Annotated in this window: 14 protein-coding genes; all 14 read left to right on the plus strand. The window is 67.5% G+C overall.

The annotated features are described in order from the left end of the window. Positions 1 to 101 precede the first annotated feature (101 nt). The 14 genes from aspS to tolB all read left to right on the plus strand — a co-directional run bounded on the left by aspS (position 102) and on the right by tolB (position 12,966). Positions 102 to 1,853, plus strand: a complete 1,752-nt coding sequence (gene aspS, locus LRM18_RS10900) for an aspartate--tRNA ligase (RefSeq protein ID WP_049465557.1) — start codon at positions 102 to 104, stop codon at positions 1,851 to 1,853. Between the two features lie 16 nt (positions 1,854 to 1,869). Then, complete coding sequence (locus LRM18_RS10905; RefSeq protein ID WP_057494726.1) at positions 1,870 to 2,184, plus strand: hypothetical protein; 315 nt, start codon at positions 1,870 to 1,872, stop codon at positions 2,182 to 2,184. Positions 2,185 to 2,215: 31 nt separating this feature from the next. Further along, positions 2,216 to 2,737 carry a GNAT family N-acetyltransferase gene (locus LRM18_RS10910; RefSeq protein WP_053461158.1) on the plus strand — a complete coding sequence of 174 codons (522 nt, stop codon included), beginning with the start codon at positions 2,216 to 2,218 and terminating at the stop codon, positions 2,735 to 2,737. 75 nt (positions 2,738 to 2,812) lie between these two features. Then, positions 2,813 to 3,445: an alpha/beta hydrolase gene (locus LRM18_RS10915; RefSeq protein ID WP_270954390.1), complete on the plus strand. Its 633-nt coding sequence runs from the start codon at positions 2,813 to 2,815 to the stop codon at positions 3,443 to 3,445. Positions 3,446 to 3,553: 108 nt separating this feature from the next. Then, positions 3,554 to 4,285 (plus strand): YebC/PmpR family DNA-binding transcriptional regulator, encoded by a 732-nt coding sequence (locus LRM18_RS10920; RefSeq protein ID WP_049465548.1) that lies wholly within the window; start codon positions 3,554 to 3,556, stop codon positions 4,283 to 4,285. 105 nt (positions 4,286 to 4,390) lie between these two features. Continuing rightward, positions 4,391 to 4,912: a crossover junction endodeoxyribonuclease RuvC gene (ruvC, locus tag LRM18_RS10925; RefSeq protein ID WP_206631980.1), complete on the plus strand. Its 522-nt coding sequence runs from the start codon at positions 4,391 to 4,393 to the stop codon at positions 4,910 to 4,912. Between the two features lie 13 nt (positions 4,913 to 4,925). Continuing rightward, a complete protein-coding gene (gene ruvA, locus LRM18_RS10930; protein WP_005418517.1) occupies positions 4,926 to 5,519 on the plus strand; it encodes a Holliday junction branch migration protein RuvA in 594 nt (197 codons plus the stop codon). Positions 5,520 to 5,568: 49 nt separating this feature from the next. Beyond that, on the plus strand, positions 5,569 to 7,488 hold the full coding sequence (locus tag LRM18_RS10935) for a potassium transporter Kup (protein WP_049465542.1): 1,920 nt from the start codon (positions 5,569 to 5,571) through the stop codon (positions 7,486 to 7,488). Positions 7,489 to 7,614: 126 nt separating this feature from the next. Further along, positions 7,615 to 8,655: a Holliday junction branch migration DNA helicase RuvB gene (gene ruvB / locus LRM18_RS10940; protein ID WP_014038223.1), complete on the plus strand. Its 1,041-nt coding sequence runs from the start codon at positions 7,615 to 7,617 to the stop codon at positions 8,653 to 8,655. Beyond that, positions 8,645 to 9,076, plus strand: a complete 432-nt coding sequence (ybgC, locus tag LRM18_RS10945) for a tol-pal system-associated acyl-CoA thioesterase (protein WP_049465537.1) — start codon at positions 8,645 to 8,647, stop codon at positions 9,074 to 9,076. The genes ruvB and ybgC overlap by 11 nt, the downstream gene beginning before the upstream one ends. Positions 9,077 to 9,086: 10 nt before the next feature. Then, complete coding sequence (tolQ, locus tag LRM18_RS10950; RefSeq protein ID WP_005410752.1) at positions 9,087 to 9,866, plus strand: protein TolQ; 780 nt, start codon at positions 9,087 to 9,089, stop codon at positions 9,864 to 9,866. 24 nt (positions 9,867 to 9,890) lie between these two features. Then, positions 9,891 to 10,319 carry a protein TolR gene (gene tolR, locus LRM18_RS10955; RefSeq protein WP_005410751.1) on the plus strand — a complete coding sequence of 143 codons (429 nt, stop codon included), beginning with the start codon at positions 9,891 to 9,893 and terminating at the stop codon, positions 10,317 to 10,319. Beyond that, positions 10,309 to 11,364, plus strand: coding sequence for a cell envelope integrity protein TolA (gene tolA / locus LRM18_RS10960; protein ID WP_053461156.1), 1,056 nt, complete (start codon positions 10,309 to 10,311; stop codon positions 11,362 to 11,364). Before tolR ends, tolA begins: the two co-directional genes overlap by 11 nt. A gap of 282 nt (positions 11,365 to 11,646) precedes the next feature. Beyond that, the gene (gene tolB, locus LRM18_RS10965) at positions 11,647 to 12,966 is read left to right on the plus strand and encodes a Tol-Pal system beta propeller repeat protein TolB (protein WP_049465532.1); all 1,320 of its coding nucleotides are present in this window, start codon (positions 11,647 to 11,649) and stop codon (positions 12,964 to 12,966) included. The last annotated feature ends 26 nt before the right edge of the window (positions 12,967 to 12,992 follow it).

Consider the following 12,992-nt stretch of genomic DNA (forward strand, 5'->3'; position numbering starts at 1 on the left):
GCGTGACTGCCCGGATTTGCCCCGGCCGGGGCCTCGGCCGCAGAATACGAGGCTTTCCGGCCCCCATCCGGTGCCGGCGTTCTCCAGCGGAGCTTCCCCCCATGCGTACCCACTTCTGCGGCCTGGTCGACGAGACCCTGATTGGCCAGACTGTCACCCTCGCCGGCTGGACCGACGTGGCCCGTAACCAGGGCGGCGTCTGCTTCATCGATCTCCGGGATCATGAAGGCATCGTGCAGGTGACCGTGGAGGCCGACAACGCCGAAGTGTTCGCCGTGGCCGCGTCGCTGGGCTACGAGGACGTACTGCAGGTGGAAGGCGTCGTGCGCGCCCGCCACGCGGTGAACGACAAGATGCGCACCGGCAAGGTGGAAGTGATCGCCACGGCCATCACCGTGCTGAACAAGGCCGCGCCGCTGCCGTTCCACGCCCACGAGAACCCGGGCGAGGAAACCCGCCTGAAGTACCGCTACCTGGACCTGCGCCGCCCGGAAATGCAGCGCATGCAGCGCACCCGCATCAAGCTGGTGCAGGCCCTGCGCCGCCACCTGGACGAAAAGGGCTTCCAGGACATCGAGACCCCGATCCTGACCAAGGCCACCCCGGAAGGCGCACGCGACTTCCTGGTGCCGGCGCGCATGCACCCGGGCGAGTTCTACGCCCTGCCGCAGAGCCCGCAGCTGTTCAAGCAGATCCTGATGGTGGCCGGGTTCGACCGCTACTACCAGATCGCGCGCTGCTTCCGCGACGAAGCGCTGCGCGCCGACCGCCAGCTGGAATTCACCCAGCTGGACATGGAGTTCGCCTTCGTCCGCGAGCGCGACGTGCAGGACTTCGTCGAGGACATGATTCGCGCCATCTTCAAGGAGGTGGTCGATGTCGAGCTGGATGCCAGCTTCCCGCGCATGACCTGGGCCGAGGCGATGCGTCGCTATGGTTCGGACAAGCCGGACCTGCGCATCGCGCTGGAACTGGTCGACGTGGCTGAACTGGTCAAGGACAGCGAGTTCCCGGTGTTCACCGGTCCGGCCAACGATGCCGAAGGCCGCGTCGCCGCGCTGCGCATCCCGGGCGGCGCGTCGCTGAGCCGCAAGCAGATCGACGAGTACGCCGCGCATGCCGCCAAGTACGGCGCCAAGGGCCTGGCTTACATCAAGATCGCCGACAACGGCGAAGTCAGCTCGCCGATCCAGAAGTTCTTCAGCGAAGAGCGCTTCGCCGCGCTGGTGGCCCATGTCGGTGCCGGCAACGGCGACATCGTGTTCTTCGGTGCCGGTGGCTACAACAAGGTCTCCGACTTCATGGGCGCGCTGCGCCTGAAGGCCGGCAAGGACTTCGGCCTGGTTGCCGGCGGCTGGGCGCCGCTGTGGGTCACCGACTTCCCGATGTTCGAGTGGGACGAGGAAGAACAGCGCTACGTCGCCCTGCATCACCCCTTCACCGCACCGGCCGTGGACGATATCGCCGACCTGCGCGCCAATGCCCGTACCGCGGTCTCGCGCGGTTACGACATGGTGCTCAACGGCAATGAAATCGGCGGCGGTTCGATCCGTATCCACCGTCCGGACATGCAGAGTGCGGTCTTCGAACTGCTCGGCATCGGTGCCGAAGAGGCCCGCGCCAAGTTCGGCTTCCTGCTCGACGCGCTGAACTACGGCGCGCCGCCGCACGGTGGCATCGCCTTCGGCATCGACCGCATCGCCGCCCTGATGGCCGGCACGGAGTCGATCCGCGACGTCATCCCGTTCCCGAAGACCACCGGTGCACAGGATCTGATGACCGACGCGCCGTCGCCGATCGTCGACGCGCAGCTGGCCGAAGTGCACATCCAGGTTCGCCCCAAGACCAACTGATCAGGAGATCCAGGCAATGACCGAGTTTGCGTTTTCGCTGGAGTGGGAAAAGCTGGGCAATGAAGGCTCCGAGGCCACCCTGGTCACCGAGCGTGCACGCGTGTTCGGTGGTTGGCTGGTCCGTGTCGGTACCAACCCGGCGGCGATGGCGCTGACCTTCGTCGCCGACGGCGAAGGCCGTTGGGACGGTGAGGACTTCGGCGTCGAGGATTACGAGGACGACGAAGAGGAAGAGTACGACGAGGACGAGGACGGCGAGGAAGAAGAGGACGAAGAGGAATACGAGGAAGAGGACGAGGACGAAGACGCGGAATCGCCTGAAAAGGCTTGACCCGCGCTTCGCCCTGGCGTCAACTTCCTGCATGTATTCGATCCGCCGCGCCACCGTGGACGACGCGCCGACCCTGTCGGCGCTGGCCGCCCGCACGTTCACCGAAACCTTCGGCCATCTGTACCCGCCGCAGGACCTGCAGGCCTTCCTCGAAGAGGCCTACTCGATCGAGCGCCAGCGCGTGATCCTGGCCCACCCCGATTACGCGGTGTGGCTGCTGGAACTGGACGGGGAGGCGGTCGGCCATGCCGCCGCCGGCCCCTGCGGCCTGCCGCACCCGGAGGTGAAACCCGGTGACGGCGAACTCAAGCGCCTGTACCTGATCAAGACCCAGCAGAGCTGTGGCTGGGGCAGCCGCCTGCTGGAAACCGCGCTGGCCTGGCTGGAGCACGAAGGCCCGCGCACGCTCTGGCTGGGGGTATGGTCGGAGAACTTCGGCGCGCAGCGCTTCTATGCACGCTACGGTTTCGAGAAGGCCGGCGAGTACCTGTTCCCGGTTGGCGATACCAACGATCTTGAATTCATCCTGCGCCGCGCACCGCGCGCGTCCTGACGTTCACCGCGGCTTGCTGCGCGCGCGTGTTCAATCACCCCACGTTCCTGCCCCGCTGACCGCCAGGCTGTTTGCATGACTCCCCCCGTACTGCTGCTGCATGGCATCTGGAATGCCCGCGCCTGGGTCGGGCCGCTGGCCTGGCGCCTGCGCGCGCGCGGCTTCCAGGTGCATGCGTTCGGCTACTCCTCGGTGTTCGGCGGCCCCGACGTGGCCGTGCCGCAGCTGCTGGAGCGGCTGGCCGATGCCGGCCCGTTGTCGCTGGTCGGCCACAGCCTGGGCGGACTGCTGGCGCTGGAGGCGCTGCGGCGCAAGCCGGAACTGCCGGTGCAGCGCGTGGTCTGCCTCGGTTCGCCGCTGCGCGGCAGTGGGACCGCGCGCTCGTTGTCCGAACACGGCTGGGGCCTGGCGCTGGGGCGCAGCAGCGAATTGTTGCTTGATGGCCTGCCGGACTGGCAGGGCAATGCCGAAGTCGGGCTGATCGCCGGATCGGTGCCGCACGGGCTGGGCAGCCTGCTGGGTGCGATCGACGATGCGTCCGACGGCACCGTGGCACTGGCCGAGACGCGGCTGCCGGGCCTGGCCGACCATTGCGTGGTCCGCACCAGCCACAGCGGCCTGGTGGTGTCGCCTGATGCCGCGCGGCAGACCGCGCATTTCCTGCGCCACGGCCACTTCGACCACAGCCGCGACGCGGCGGCGGCCTAGCGGCAGGGGAGGCAGGGCCCTACAACAATAGCGGGCCTAGACACGGTTGCCGCCCCCGATCAGGTAGAATCCGCGCCTTGATCCTGAAGCAGCCAGACGGTAGCACCCATGGGTAGAGGCCCCTCCATCGAAGCCCGCAAGAACGCGTCCGACGCGAAGCGCGGCAAGATTTTCACCAAGATCATCCGCGAGATCGGCGTTGCCGCGCGCGGCGGTGGAGGCGACCCCAACAACAACCCGCGCCTGCGCGTGGCGGTGGACAAGGGCCTGGCCGTGAACATGTCCAAGGACGTGATCGAGCGCGCCATCAAGAAGGCCACCGGTGAACTGGAAGGCGTCGATTACGAGGAGATCCGCTACGAGGGCTATGCCCCGGGTGGCGTGGCCGTGATCGTCGACTGCCTGACCGACAACCGCGTGCGCACCGTGGCCGACGTCCGCCATGCGTTCAGCAAGTGCGGCGGCAACATGGGTACCGAAGGCTCGGTGGCCTTCATGTTCAAGCGCCTGGGCGTGCTCAGCTTCGCCCCCGGCGCCGACGAGGAAACGATCACCGAAGCGGCCATCGAGGCCGGCGCCGACGACATCGTGGTCTATCCCGACGACGGTTCGATCGACGTGGTCACCAGCCCTGACGCGTTCAACGCGGTCAAGGACGCGATGGCCGCTGCCGGGCATGTCGCCGACCACGCCGAGATCACCTTCCGCGCCGACAACGACATCAAGGTCGAGGGCGAGGTCGCCCTGCAGGTCAAGAAGCTGCTGGACATGCTCGAAGACCTGGACGACGTGCAGAACGTGTATTCCAACGCCGAACTCGGCGCCGACGCCTACGCCTGAGCCGTCCCCGACGGCCTGGGCGCGGGCCGTTGAACGGTCACCGCGGACAGTCATGAGCCCATACGCCTGCCAGCGCACTCCGTTCCGCCCCGCCAGGAGCGCGGCATGACCCGCATCCTCGGCATCGATCCCGGTTCGCAGCGGACCGGGGTCGGCATCATCGATGTCGATGCTGCCGGCCGCGTCAGTTACGTGCACCACCAGCCGCTGGTGCTGCTGGGCGCCGACGACTTCCCGCAGCGCATGAAACTGCTGGTGCTGGGGCTGGCCGACCTGTGCCGCGAGTACCAGCCGCACGAAGTGGCCATCGAAAAGGTGTTCATGGCGCGCAATCCCGATTCGGCGCTGAAGCTGGGCCAGGCCCGCGGCGCGGCGATCTCGGCGGTGGTGCTGCGCGACCTGCCGGTGCACGAATACGCTGCCAGCGAGATCAAGCTCGCCGTGGTGGGCCGTGGTGGCGCCGAAAAGCAACAGGTTCAACACATGGTCGGGCTCATGCTCAACCTGAAAACCAAGCTGCAGGCCGACGCGGCCGACGCGTTGGCGGTGGCGATCACCCATGCCCACGTAAGGGCAACGGCCAACCGCCTGGGGCTCACCGCCCGCCAGGCGTGGGGCCGCAAATGAGGAGCTGCACGCAATGATCGGTCGACTGCGCGGCATCGTCGCCTACAAGGCGCCGCCGTGGCTGGTGGTGGACGTGAACGGAGTGGGCTACGAACTGGAGGCGCCGATGAGCACCTTCTACGACCTGCCCGAACTCGGCCGCGAGGTCACCCTGTACACCCACTACGCGCAGAAGGAGGACAGCGTCTCGCTGTACGGCTTCCTGCGCGAGGGCGAGCGGCGCCTGTTCCGCGACGTGCAGAAGGTCAGCGGCATCGGCGCGAAGATCGCGCTGGCCGTGCTGTCCGGCGTCAGCGTCGAGGAATTCGCGCGGATGGTCCAGGCCGGCGACATCACCGCATTGACCCGCATCCCGGGTATCGGCAAGAAGACTGCCGAGCGCATGGTGCTGGAACTGCGTGACCGTGCCGCCCAGTTCGGTGCCGGCGGCGCGCTGCCCACCGGCAGTGGCCCGGCGCCGGCCGATCCGCTGTCCGATGCCACCGTGGCCCTGCAGCAGCTGGGCTACAAGCCGGCCGAAGCGGCCCGCATGGCCCGCGATGCCTTCAATGAAGGCGACGAAGTGGCCACCGTGATCCGCAAGGCGCTGCAGTCGGCGCTGCGCTGAACGGCCTTCCTTTCCCTCAACGAACCGCCTGAGCTTCGCCAGGAGTCCCATGTCCAGCAGTCAAACCCCGCACGCAGCCGCGCCCGGCGGCCACGGCCACGCTCCCTCCGCTGGAGGGCTGGCGCTGGTCATCGGTGCGATCGGCGTGGTCTTCGGCGATATCGGCACCAGCCCGCTGTACACCCTGAAGGAGGCGTTCTCGCCGCATTATGGGCTCAACAGCGACCACGACACCGTGCTGGGCGTGCTGTCGCTGGCGTTCTGGGCGCTGAACCTGGTGGTGACGCTGAAGTACGTCACCATCATCATGCGCGCCGACAATGACGGCGAAGGCGGCATCATGGCGCTGATGGCGCTGACCCAGCGCACGCTGCGCAACGGCTCGCGCTCGGCGTACGTGGTGGGCATCCTGGGCATCTTCGGCGCCTCGCTGTTCTTCGGCGACGGCGTGATCACCCCGGCGATGTCCGTGCTCAGTGCGGTGGAAGGCCTGGAGGTGGCCGCGCCGGGCCTGCATGTCTTCATCGTGCCGGTCACCCTGGTGGTGCTGCTGGCGGTGTTCGCCGCGCAGCGCTTCGGCACCGAGAAGATCGGCAAGGCGTTCGGGCCGATCATGGCGATCTGGTTCCTGTCGCTGGCGGCGATCGGCATCTACAACATCGTCGACGCACCGGAGGTGCTGAAGGCGTTCAATCCGTGGTGGGGCATCCGCTTCTTCATGGAGCATGGCTGGCACGGCATCTTCATCCTTGGCGCGGTGGTGCTGGCGGTGACCGGCGGTGAGGCGTTGTACGCCGACATGGGCCACTTCGGCCTGCGTCCGATCCGCCATGCCTGGTACTTCTTCGTGCTGCCGTGCCTGGTGCTGAACTACCTGGGGCAGGGCGCGCTGGTACTCAACCACCCCGAGGCGCTGAAGAATCCGTTCTTCGAGGCCGTGCCCTCGTGGGCGCTGTACCCGATGATCATCCTGGCCACCATGGCGGCGGTGATCGCGTCGCAGTCGGTCATCACCGGCGCATTCTCGGTCTCGCGCCAGGCCATGCAGCTGGGCTACATCCCGCGCATGCGCATCAAGCACACCTCGCACGACACCATTGGCCAGATCTACATCCCGGGCATCAACTGGGGCATCGCGGTGATGGTATTCGGCCTGGTGCTGGCCTTCCGCAGCTCGTCCAACCTGGCCGTGGCGTACGGCATTTCGGTGTCGGCCACGATGCTGATCGACACCCTGCTGCTGGCCGTGGTGGCGCGCACCTTGTGGCCGAAGTCGCGTGGCTGGCTGCTGCCGCTGTGCGTGGTGTTCTTCATCATCGACCTCGGCTTCGTCATCGCCAACGGCGCCAAGCTGCTGCAGGGCGCCTGGTTCCCGGTGGTGCTGGGCATCTTCCTGTTCACCATGATGCGCACCTGGCGCCGTGGCCGCGAGCTGCTGCGCGACGAGATCCGCAAGGACGGCATCCGCCTGGATACCTTCCTGCCGGGCCTGATGCTGGCCCCGCCGGTACGCGTGCCGGGCACCGCGGTGTTCCTCACCGCCGACCCGACCGTGGCGCCGCATGCGCTGATGCACAACCTCAAGCACAACAAGGTGCTGCACGAGCGCAACGTGTTCCTGCACGTGGAAACCCTGCCGATCCCCTATGCGATGGAAGGGCAGCGGCTGAAGATCGAATCGGTGGGCGACGAGTTCTACCGGGTCTACGTGCGCTTCGGTTTCATGGAGACCCCGGACGTGCCGCTGGCGCTGATGCGTTCGTGTGACCACGGCGGCATCTACTTCGACCCGATGGACACCACCTTCTTCGCCAGCCGCGAGACCATCGTGGCCACCGCCAACCGCGGCATGCCGATCTGGCGCGACAAGCTGTTCGCGCTGATGCATCGCAACGCCGCCCCGGCCACCGGCTTCTTCCGGATTCCGGGCAATCGCCTGGTGGAACTCGGGGCCCAGGTCGAGATCTGAGGTCTGGTAGTGCCGGCCGCTGGCCGGCATCCGCCGCACCACTGGTGTTCATGGGGTTGCCGGCCAGCGGCCGGCACTACCGTGCTTCCGGCCCCGGAATGCAACCATTTACCGCATAATCACGGTATGACCGACGACCGCATCATCGGCGCCGGCGCCACCCGCGAGGATGACGCCGCCGACGCCAGCATCCGCCCCAAGCGCCTGGCCGACTATCTTGGCCAGGCCCCGGTGCGCGAGCAGCTGGAGATCTACATCGAAGCGGCCAAGGCCCGCGGCGACGCGCTCGACCACGTGCTGATCTTCGGGCCGCCCGGGCTCGGCAAGACCACCCTCAGCCACGTCATCGCCAACGAGCTGGGCGTGGCCCTGCGGGTGACCTCCGGCCCGGTGATCGAGAAGGCCGGCGACCTCGCAGCGCTGCTGACCAACCTCCAGCCGCACGACGTGCTGTTCGTGGACGAGATCCACCGCCTGTCGCCGGTGGTCGAGGAAGTGCTGTACCCGGCGATGGAAGACTTCCAGATCGACATCATGATCGGCGAGGGCCCTGCCGCCCGCTCGATCAAGATCGACCTGCCCCCGTTCACCCTGATCGGGGCCACCACCCGCGCCGGCCTGCTGACCGCACCGCTGCGCGACCGCTTCGGCATCGTCCAGCGCCTGGAGTTCTACAGCGTTGAAGAACTGACCCGGATCGTGCGCCGCTCGGCCACCATCCTCGGCATCGACTGCACCGCCGATGGCGCCGGCGAGATCGCGCGCCGCGCGCGCGGCACTCCGCGTATCGCCAATCGCCTGCTGCGCCGCGTGCGTGACTACGCCCAGGTGAAGGCCGGCGGCCATATCGACGAGGCGGTGGCACAGGCCGCGATGAAGATGCTGAAGGTCGACCCGGAGGGCTTCGACGAGCTGGACCGGCGCCTGCTCAAGACGATGGTCGACTACTTCGACGGCGGCCCGGTCGGCATCGAATCGCTGGCCGCGGCGCTGTCCGAAGAGCGTGGCACGCTGGAAGACGTGGTCGAGCCGTACCTGATCCAGCAGGGCTTCCTGGTGCGTACCGCGCGCGGCCGCATGGCCACCCACAAGGCTTACCGGCACATGGGCCTGAAGCCGAAGAATCCGCCGCAGGACCTGTTCGCGGAGGTTCCCGATGTCGGTTGAGCCGCGATTCAGTTGGCCGACACGCATTTACTGGGAAGATACCGACGCGGGTGGCGTGGTCTACCACGCCCGCTACGTGGCCTTCATGGAACGGGCCCGGACCGAATGGATGCGCGCGCTCGGCTACGGCCAGGAGCGCATGCGCGCCGAGCACGGGATGGTCTTCGCGGTGCGCTCGATGCAGATGGATTTCATCAGGCCGGCACGGCTGGATGACACCCTGCAGGTGACTGCCCGCCTGGTCCAGCTGAAGAAGGCCAGCATGGTCTTCGACCAGCAGATCCTGCGCGACGGCGAGCTGCTGCTGTCGGCCCAGGTCCGCATCGCCGCACTGGAAGCGGCCAGTTTCCGCCCGCGTGGCATGGACGAGGCCGTCCTTGCCGTGCTGCAACCCCACCTCCACCCCGAATCCGAACACTGAGGAACAACGGATGATCGCAACGCTCCTGGCCCTGCAGGCCACGGTCACCGAGGCACTGCCGGCCGACGTCAGCAACGCCGCGACACAGACCCTTGCCCAGGCCACCACCGGCGGCGGCATCAACTACCTCGAACTGATGGCCAAGGCCAGCCTGCCGGTGAAGATCATCGTGCTGCTGCTGCTGGTCGGCTCGTTCGTCAGCTGGGTGATCATTTTCCGCAAGGCCCGCGTGTTCAAGCAGGCCACCCGCGAAGCCGACGAGTTCGAGAACCGCTTCTGGTCCGGTGCCGACCTGGGCAAGCTGTACAGCGCGGCCACCGACCGCAGCCGCAGCGTGACCGGCCTGGAAGCCATCTTCGAAGCCGGCTTCCGCGAGTACACCCGCCTGCGCGACAAGCGCCGCCTGGATGGCCGTGCGCAGCTGGAAGGCGCCCAGCGCGCCATGCGCACCACCTATACCCGTGAAGTGGACCAGCTCGAGCGCAACCTGGAGCTGCTGGCCAACATCGGCTCCACCGCGCCGTACGTGGGCCTGGTCGGTACCGTGTTCGGCATCATGGTGACCATGCACGACATGATCAGCAGCGGCGCGCAGGCCGGCATCGCCGCCGTCGCGCCGGGCATCTCCGAAGCCCTGTTCGCCACCGCCATCGGCCTGTTCGTGGCGATCCCGGCGGTGTGGGCGTACAACCGCTTCACCACCCGCGTCGAGCGCATGTCGGTGCGGTTCGAGACCTTCGCCGAAGAGTTCAGCTCCATCCTGCAGCGCCAGAGCGCTGGCGACGAGTAAGCGCCTGACCCGGGAGTCCAAGCCATGTCCGCTGCCATCGGTCGCCGCAAGCGCCGCAAGCTGAAATCGGAAATCAACGTCGTTCCCTACATCGACGTCATGCTGGTGTTGCTGATCATCTTCATGGTCACCGCGCCGCTGCTCACCCTGAGCTTCGACGTCGACCTGCCGCAGTCCAATGCCAAGGCGCTGGAGAGCAAGCAGGACCCGGTGATCGTCTCGGTGCGCCAGGACGGCCAGCTCAGCCTGAAGCTGCCCGACGCCAAGGAACCGACCGCCGTGTCGGCCGAGGAGCTGGAAGGCCGCCTGGCCGGCATCGCCGCCCAGGACAAGGGCGTGCGCGTGATCGTCGCCGCCGACCGCGCCGTGGCCTATGAGAAGGTCATTGCCGCGATGGACGTGATCAAGCGCGCCAAGGTAGACAAGGTAGGCCTGGCCACCGATGCACGCTGACGCCCTGCCACCCCCGCATCAGCGCGAACCCGGCTGGGGCCTGCCCCTGGCGCTGGCGTTGCTGGTGCACCTGCTGGTCGCGCTGGTCTTCATCGTGGCCTGGCTGTGGTCACCCCAACGCAATACCGACGCCGCCGCAGGCGATCCCTCGGTCGAGGCCAGCCTGGCGCTGTCCGCGTCCGAGGCCTCCGCCGCGCGCCAGGCGCTGCGCCAGTCGGAGAAGCTGGAGGACCTGCCGCCGCCGGTCGCCGAGCCGATCCCGGTGCCGGAAGACACCATCCCGCCGCCGCAGCCGATTCCCGAACCGCGCCCGCAGGACGCCCCCACGCCGCAGCAGCAACAGGCGCAGGAGCGCGTCGCGCAGCCGGATACCAAGGACCAGGAGGCGGTCAGCGCGCTGGCCATCTCGCAGGAGAAGGCCAAGCAGGAGCAGGAAGCCAAGCGCCGCCAGGAACAGATCGACCTGACCGAGCGCAAGCGCCAGGAAGAAGCGGAGCAGAAGCTGCGCCTGGCCAAGCAGCAGGAAGCGGACGAGAAGAAGAAGCAGGCCGAGCAGGAACGCGTGGCCGCCGACAAGGCCGAGGCCGAGAAGCAGAAGAAGATCGCCGAGATCCGGGCCCGCCGCGAGCAGGCCGAGAAGGAAGCCAAGCTGGCCGAGCAGAAGCTGCGCCAGGTCGCCGCCGCGCGCAATGCCGCCGGCAGTGCGGCCGCCGGTGCCAGCGGCGCCTCCCAGCCGGCCGCCGGTGGTGGCGGCAGCAGCGACGATCTTTCAGCCAAGTACGCCGCAGCGATCCAGGCCAAGGTGCTGTCGCAGTGGGTGCGCCCGGATACGGTGCCGCTGGGCCAGCGCTGCCAGATCACCATCACCCAGATTCCGGGCGGCACGGTAATGCAGGCCAAGGTCAGCCCGAACTGCCCCTACGACGAGGCCGGCAAGCGTTCGATCGAGGCCGCCGTGCTCAACGCGCAGCCGTTGCCGTACCGCGGCTTCGAGTCGGTGTTCGCACGCACGCTCAACTTCACCTTTACCGCCCAGGATCGCTGAGGCGGGGAGGGCAGGGCGGCTCTGGGGCCGCCCGCGCCGACTGATGTCGCGATTGCCGCTGGCGGACCGGGGCTCGACCCGACAGGCTGTGGGCGGTCGTCGGGCACCGTAGCGCTGGGCGGTGACCGGGGCAGGCGGCGCGATGTTAGCCACGACGTTAACGGTGTGTGAGAGGACGGGCTGGAACTGACCCGGAATTCACGTACCCTTGGTTCATGATTGCGAAGCGGTTCACTGCCGCTTTGTTATCCCTCGTTCCGGTTTCCCCCTATTGAGCGCTCCATGAAAAAGATGCCTCGCTGGCTTGCCGTGTTTGCGGCCCTGTTGCTGCCCTTTGCTGCCGTCGCGCAGCAGAAGGGGCTGGATATCGACATCATCGGCGGCAATGCCTCCGCCCTGCCGATCACCATCGTGCCGATGCCCTACCAGGGTTCGTCGGCCGCTCCGCAGACCGACGTCGCCGGCGTGGTCCGCGCCGACCTGGAGCGCTCGGGCCAGTTCCGCACGCTGCCGGAAGCGCAGATCGTCGAAAAGCCGGTGCGCGGCGGCGACATCCAGTTCGCCACCTGGCGCGCGCTGAAGCAGAACTACATCGTGGTCGGCCGCGTGCTCGATGCCGGTGCCGGCGCCTACCGCGTCGAGTACGAACTGTTCGACGTGCCCAAGGGCGAGCGCCTGCTCGGCCTGGCAATGACCGCCCGTGGCAATGCCATGCGCGACGTTGCCCACCAGATGGCCGACGCCATCTACGAGAAGATCACCGGCATCCGCGGCGCCTTCTGGACCCGCATCGCCTATGTGACCGCCAGCGGCAAGGGCGACGCCATGCGCTATGCGCTGATGGTGGCCGACTCGGATGGCTACAACCCGCAGACCATCGTGCGTTCGGCCGAGCCGCTGCTGTCGCCGTCGTGGAGCCCCGATGGCAGCAAGCTGGCCTACGTCAGCTTCGAGCGTGGCAATTCGGCGATCTACATCCAGAACATCGGCACCGGTGCACGCGAGCTGGTGACCAGCTTCCGTGGCATCAACAGCGCCCCGGCATTCTCGCCGGACGGCCGCAAGCTGGCCCTGACCCTGTCGCGCTCGGGCAACCCGGAGATCTACGTGATGGACCTGGGCAGCAAGCAGCTGACCCAGCTGACCAACCACTTCGCCATCGATACCGAGCCGACCTGGGCCCCGGATGGCAGCGCCGTCTACTTCACCTCCGACCGCGGCGGCCGTCCGCAGGTCTACAAGGTCGGTGCCGGTGGCGGCAGCGCCGAGCGCGTGACCTTCCAGGGCAACTACAATGCCAAGCCCTCGGTGTCCTACGATGGCAAGAAGATCGCCGTCGCCCAGGGCTCGGGCAACAGCTACAAGATCGCGATGATGGACAGCTCGCTGGGCTCGCCCCGCTGGAGCACGCTGTCCCCGGGTTCGCTGGATGAATCTCCGAGCTTTGCGCCCAACGCAAGCATGGTGTTGTACGCCGCCCGCGAGGGTGGCCGTGGTGTGCTGTATGCCGTTTCCGCCGATGCGCGCGTGCGCCAGCGGTTGGTTCTGGCTGACGGAGATGTGCGCGAACCGGCATGGTCCCCATACCGTACCCAGCGCTAAAAGAGTGTTAATATTTTCGCTGTCTT

The organism is Stenotrophomonas sp. PI_27, assembly GCF_027854495.1.
Taxonomy (GTDB): domain Bacteria; phylum Pseudomonadota; class Gammaproteobacteria; order Xanthomonadales; family Xanthomonadaceae; genus Stenotrophomonas; species Stenotrophomonas pavanii.

Coding starts and splice junctions, on each gene's coding strand:
- aspS (WP_049465557.1), top strand. CDS start 102: ATGCGTACCCACTTCTGCGGCCTGGTCGACGAGACCCTGATTGGCCAG.
- LRM18_RS10905 (WP_057494726.1), top strand. CDS start 1,870: ATGACCGAGTTTGCGTTTTCGCTGGAGTGGGAAAAGCTGGGCAATGAA.
- LRM18_RS10910 (WP_053461158.1), top strand. CDS start 2,216: ATGTATTCGATCCGCCGCGCCACCGTGGACGACGCGCCGACCCTGTCG.
- LRM18_RS10915 (WP_270954390.1), top strand. CDS start 2,813: ATGACTCCCCCCGTACTGCTGCTGCATGGCATCTGGAATGCCCGCGCC.
- LRM18_RS10920 (WP_049465548.1), top strand. CDS start 3,554: ATGGGTAGAGGCCCCTCCATCGAAGCCCGCAAGAACGCGTCCGACGCG.
- ruvC (WP_206631980.1), top strand. CDS start 4,391: ATGACCCGCATCCTCGGCATCGATCCCGGTTCGCAGCGGACCGGGGTC.
- ruvA (WP_005418517.1), top strand. CDS start 4,926: ATGATCGGTCGACTGCGCGGCATCGTCGCCTACAAGGCGCCGCCGTGG.
- LRM18_RS10935 (WP_049465542.1), top strand. CDS start 5,569: ATGTCCAGCAGTCAAACCCCGCACGCAGCCGCGCCCGGCGGCCACGGC.
- ruvB (WP_014038223.1), top strand. CDS start 7,615: ATGACCGACGACCGCATCATCGGCGCCGGCGCCACCCGCGAGGATGAC.
- ybgC (WP_049465537.1), top strand. CDS start 8,645: ATGTCGGTTGAGCCGCGATTCAGTTGGCCGACACGCATTTACTGGGAA.
- tolQ (WP_005410752.1), top strand. CDS start 9,087: ATGATCGCAACGCTCCTGGCCCTGCAGGCCACGGTCACCGAGGCACTG.
- tolR (WP_005410751.1), top strand. CDS start 9,891: ATGTCCGCTGCCATCGGTCGCCGCAAGCGCCGCAAGCTGAAATCGGAA.
- tolA (WP_053461156.1), top strand. CDS start 10,309: ATGCACGCTGACGCCCTGCCACCCCCGCATCAGCGCGAACCCGGCTGG.
- tolB (WP_049465532.1), top strand. CDS start 11,647: ATGAAAAAGATGCCTCGCTGGCTTGCCGTGTTTGCGGCCCTGTTGCTG.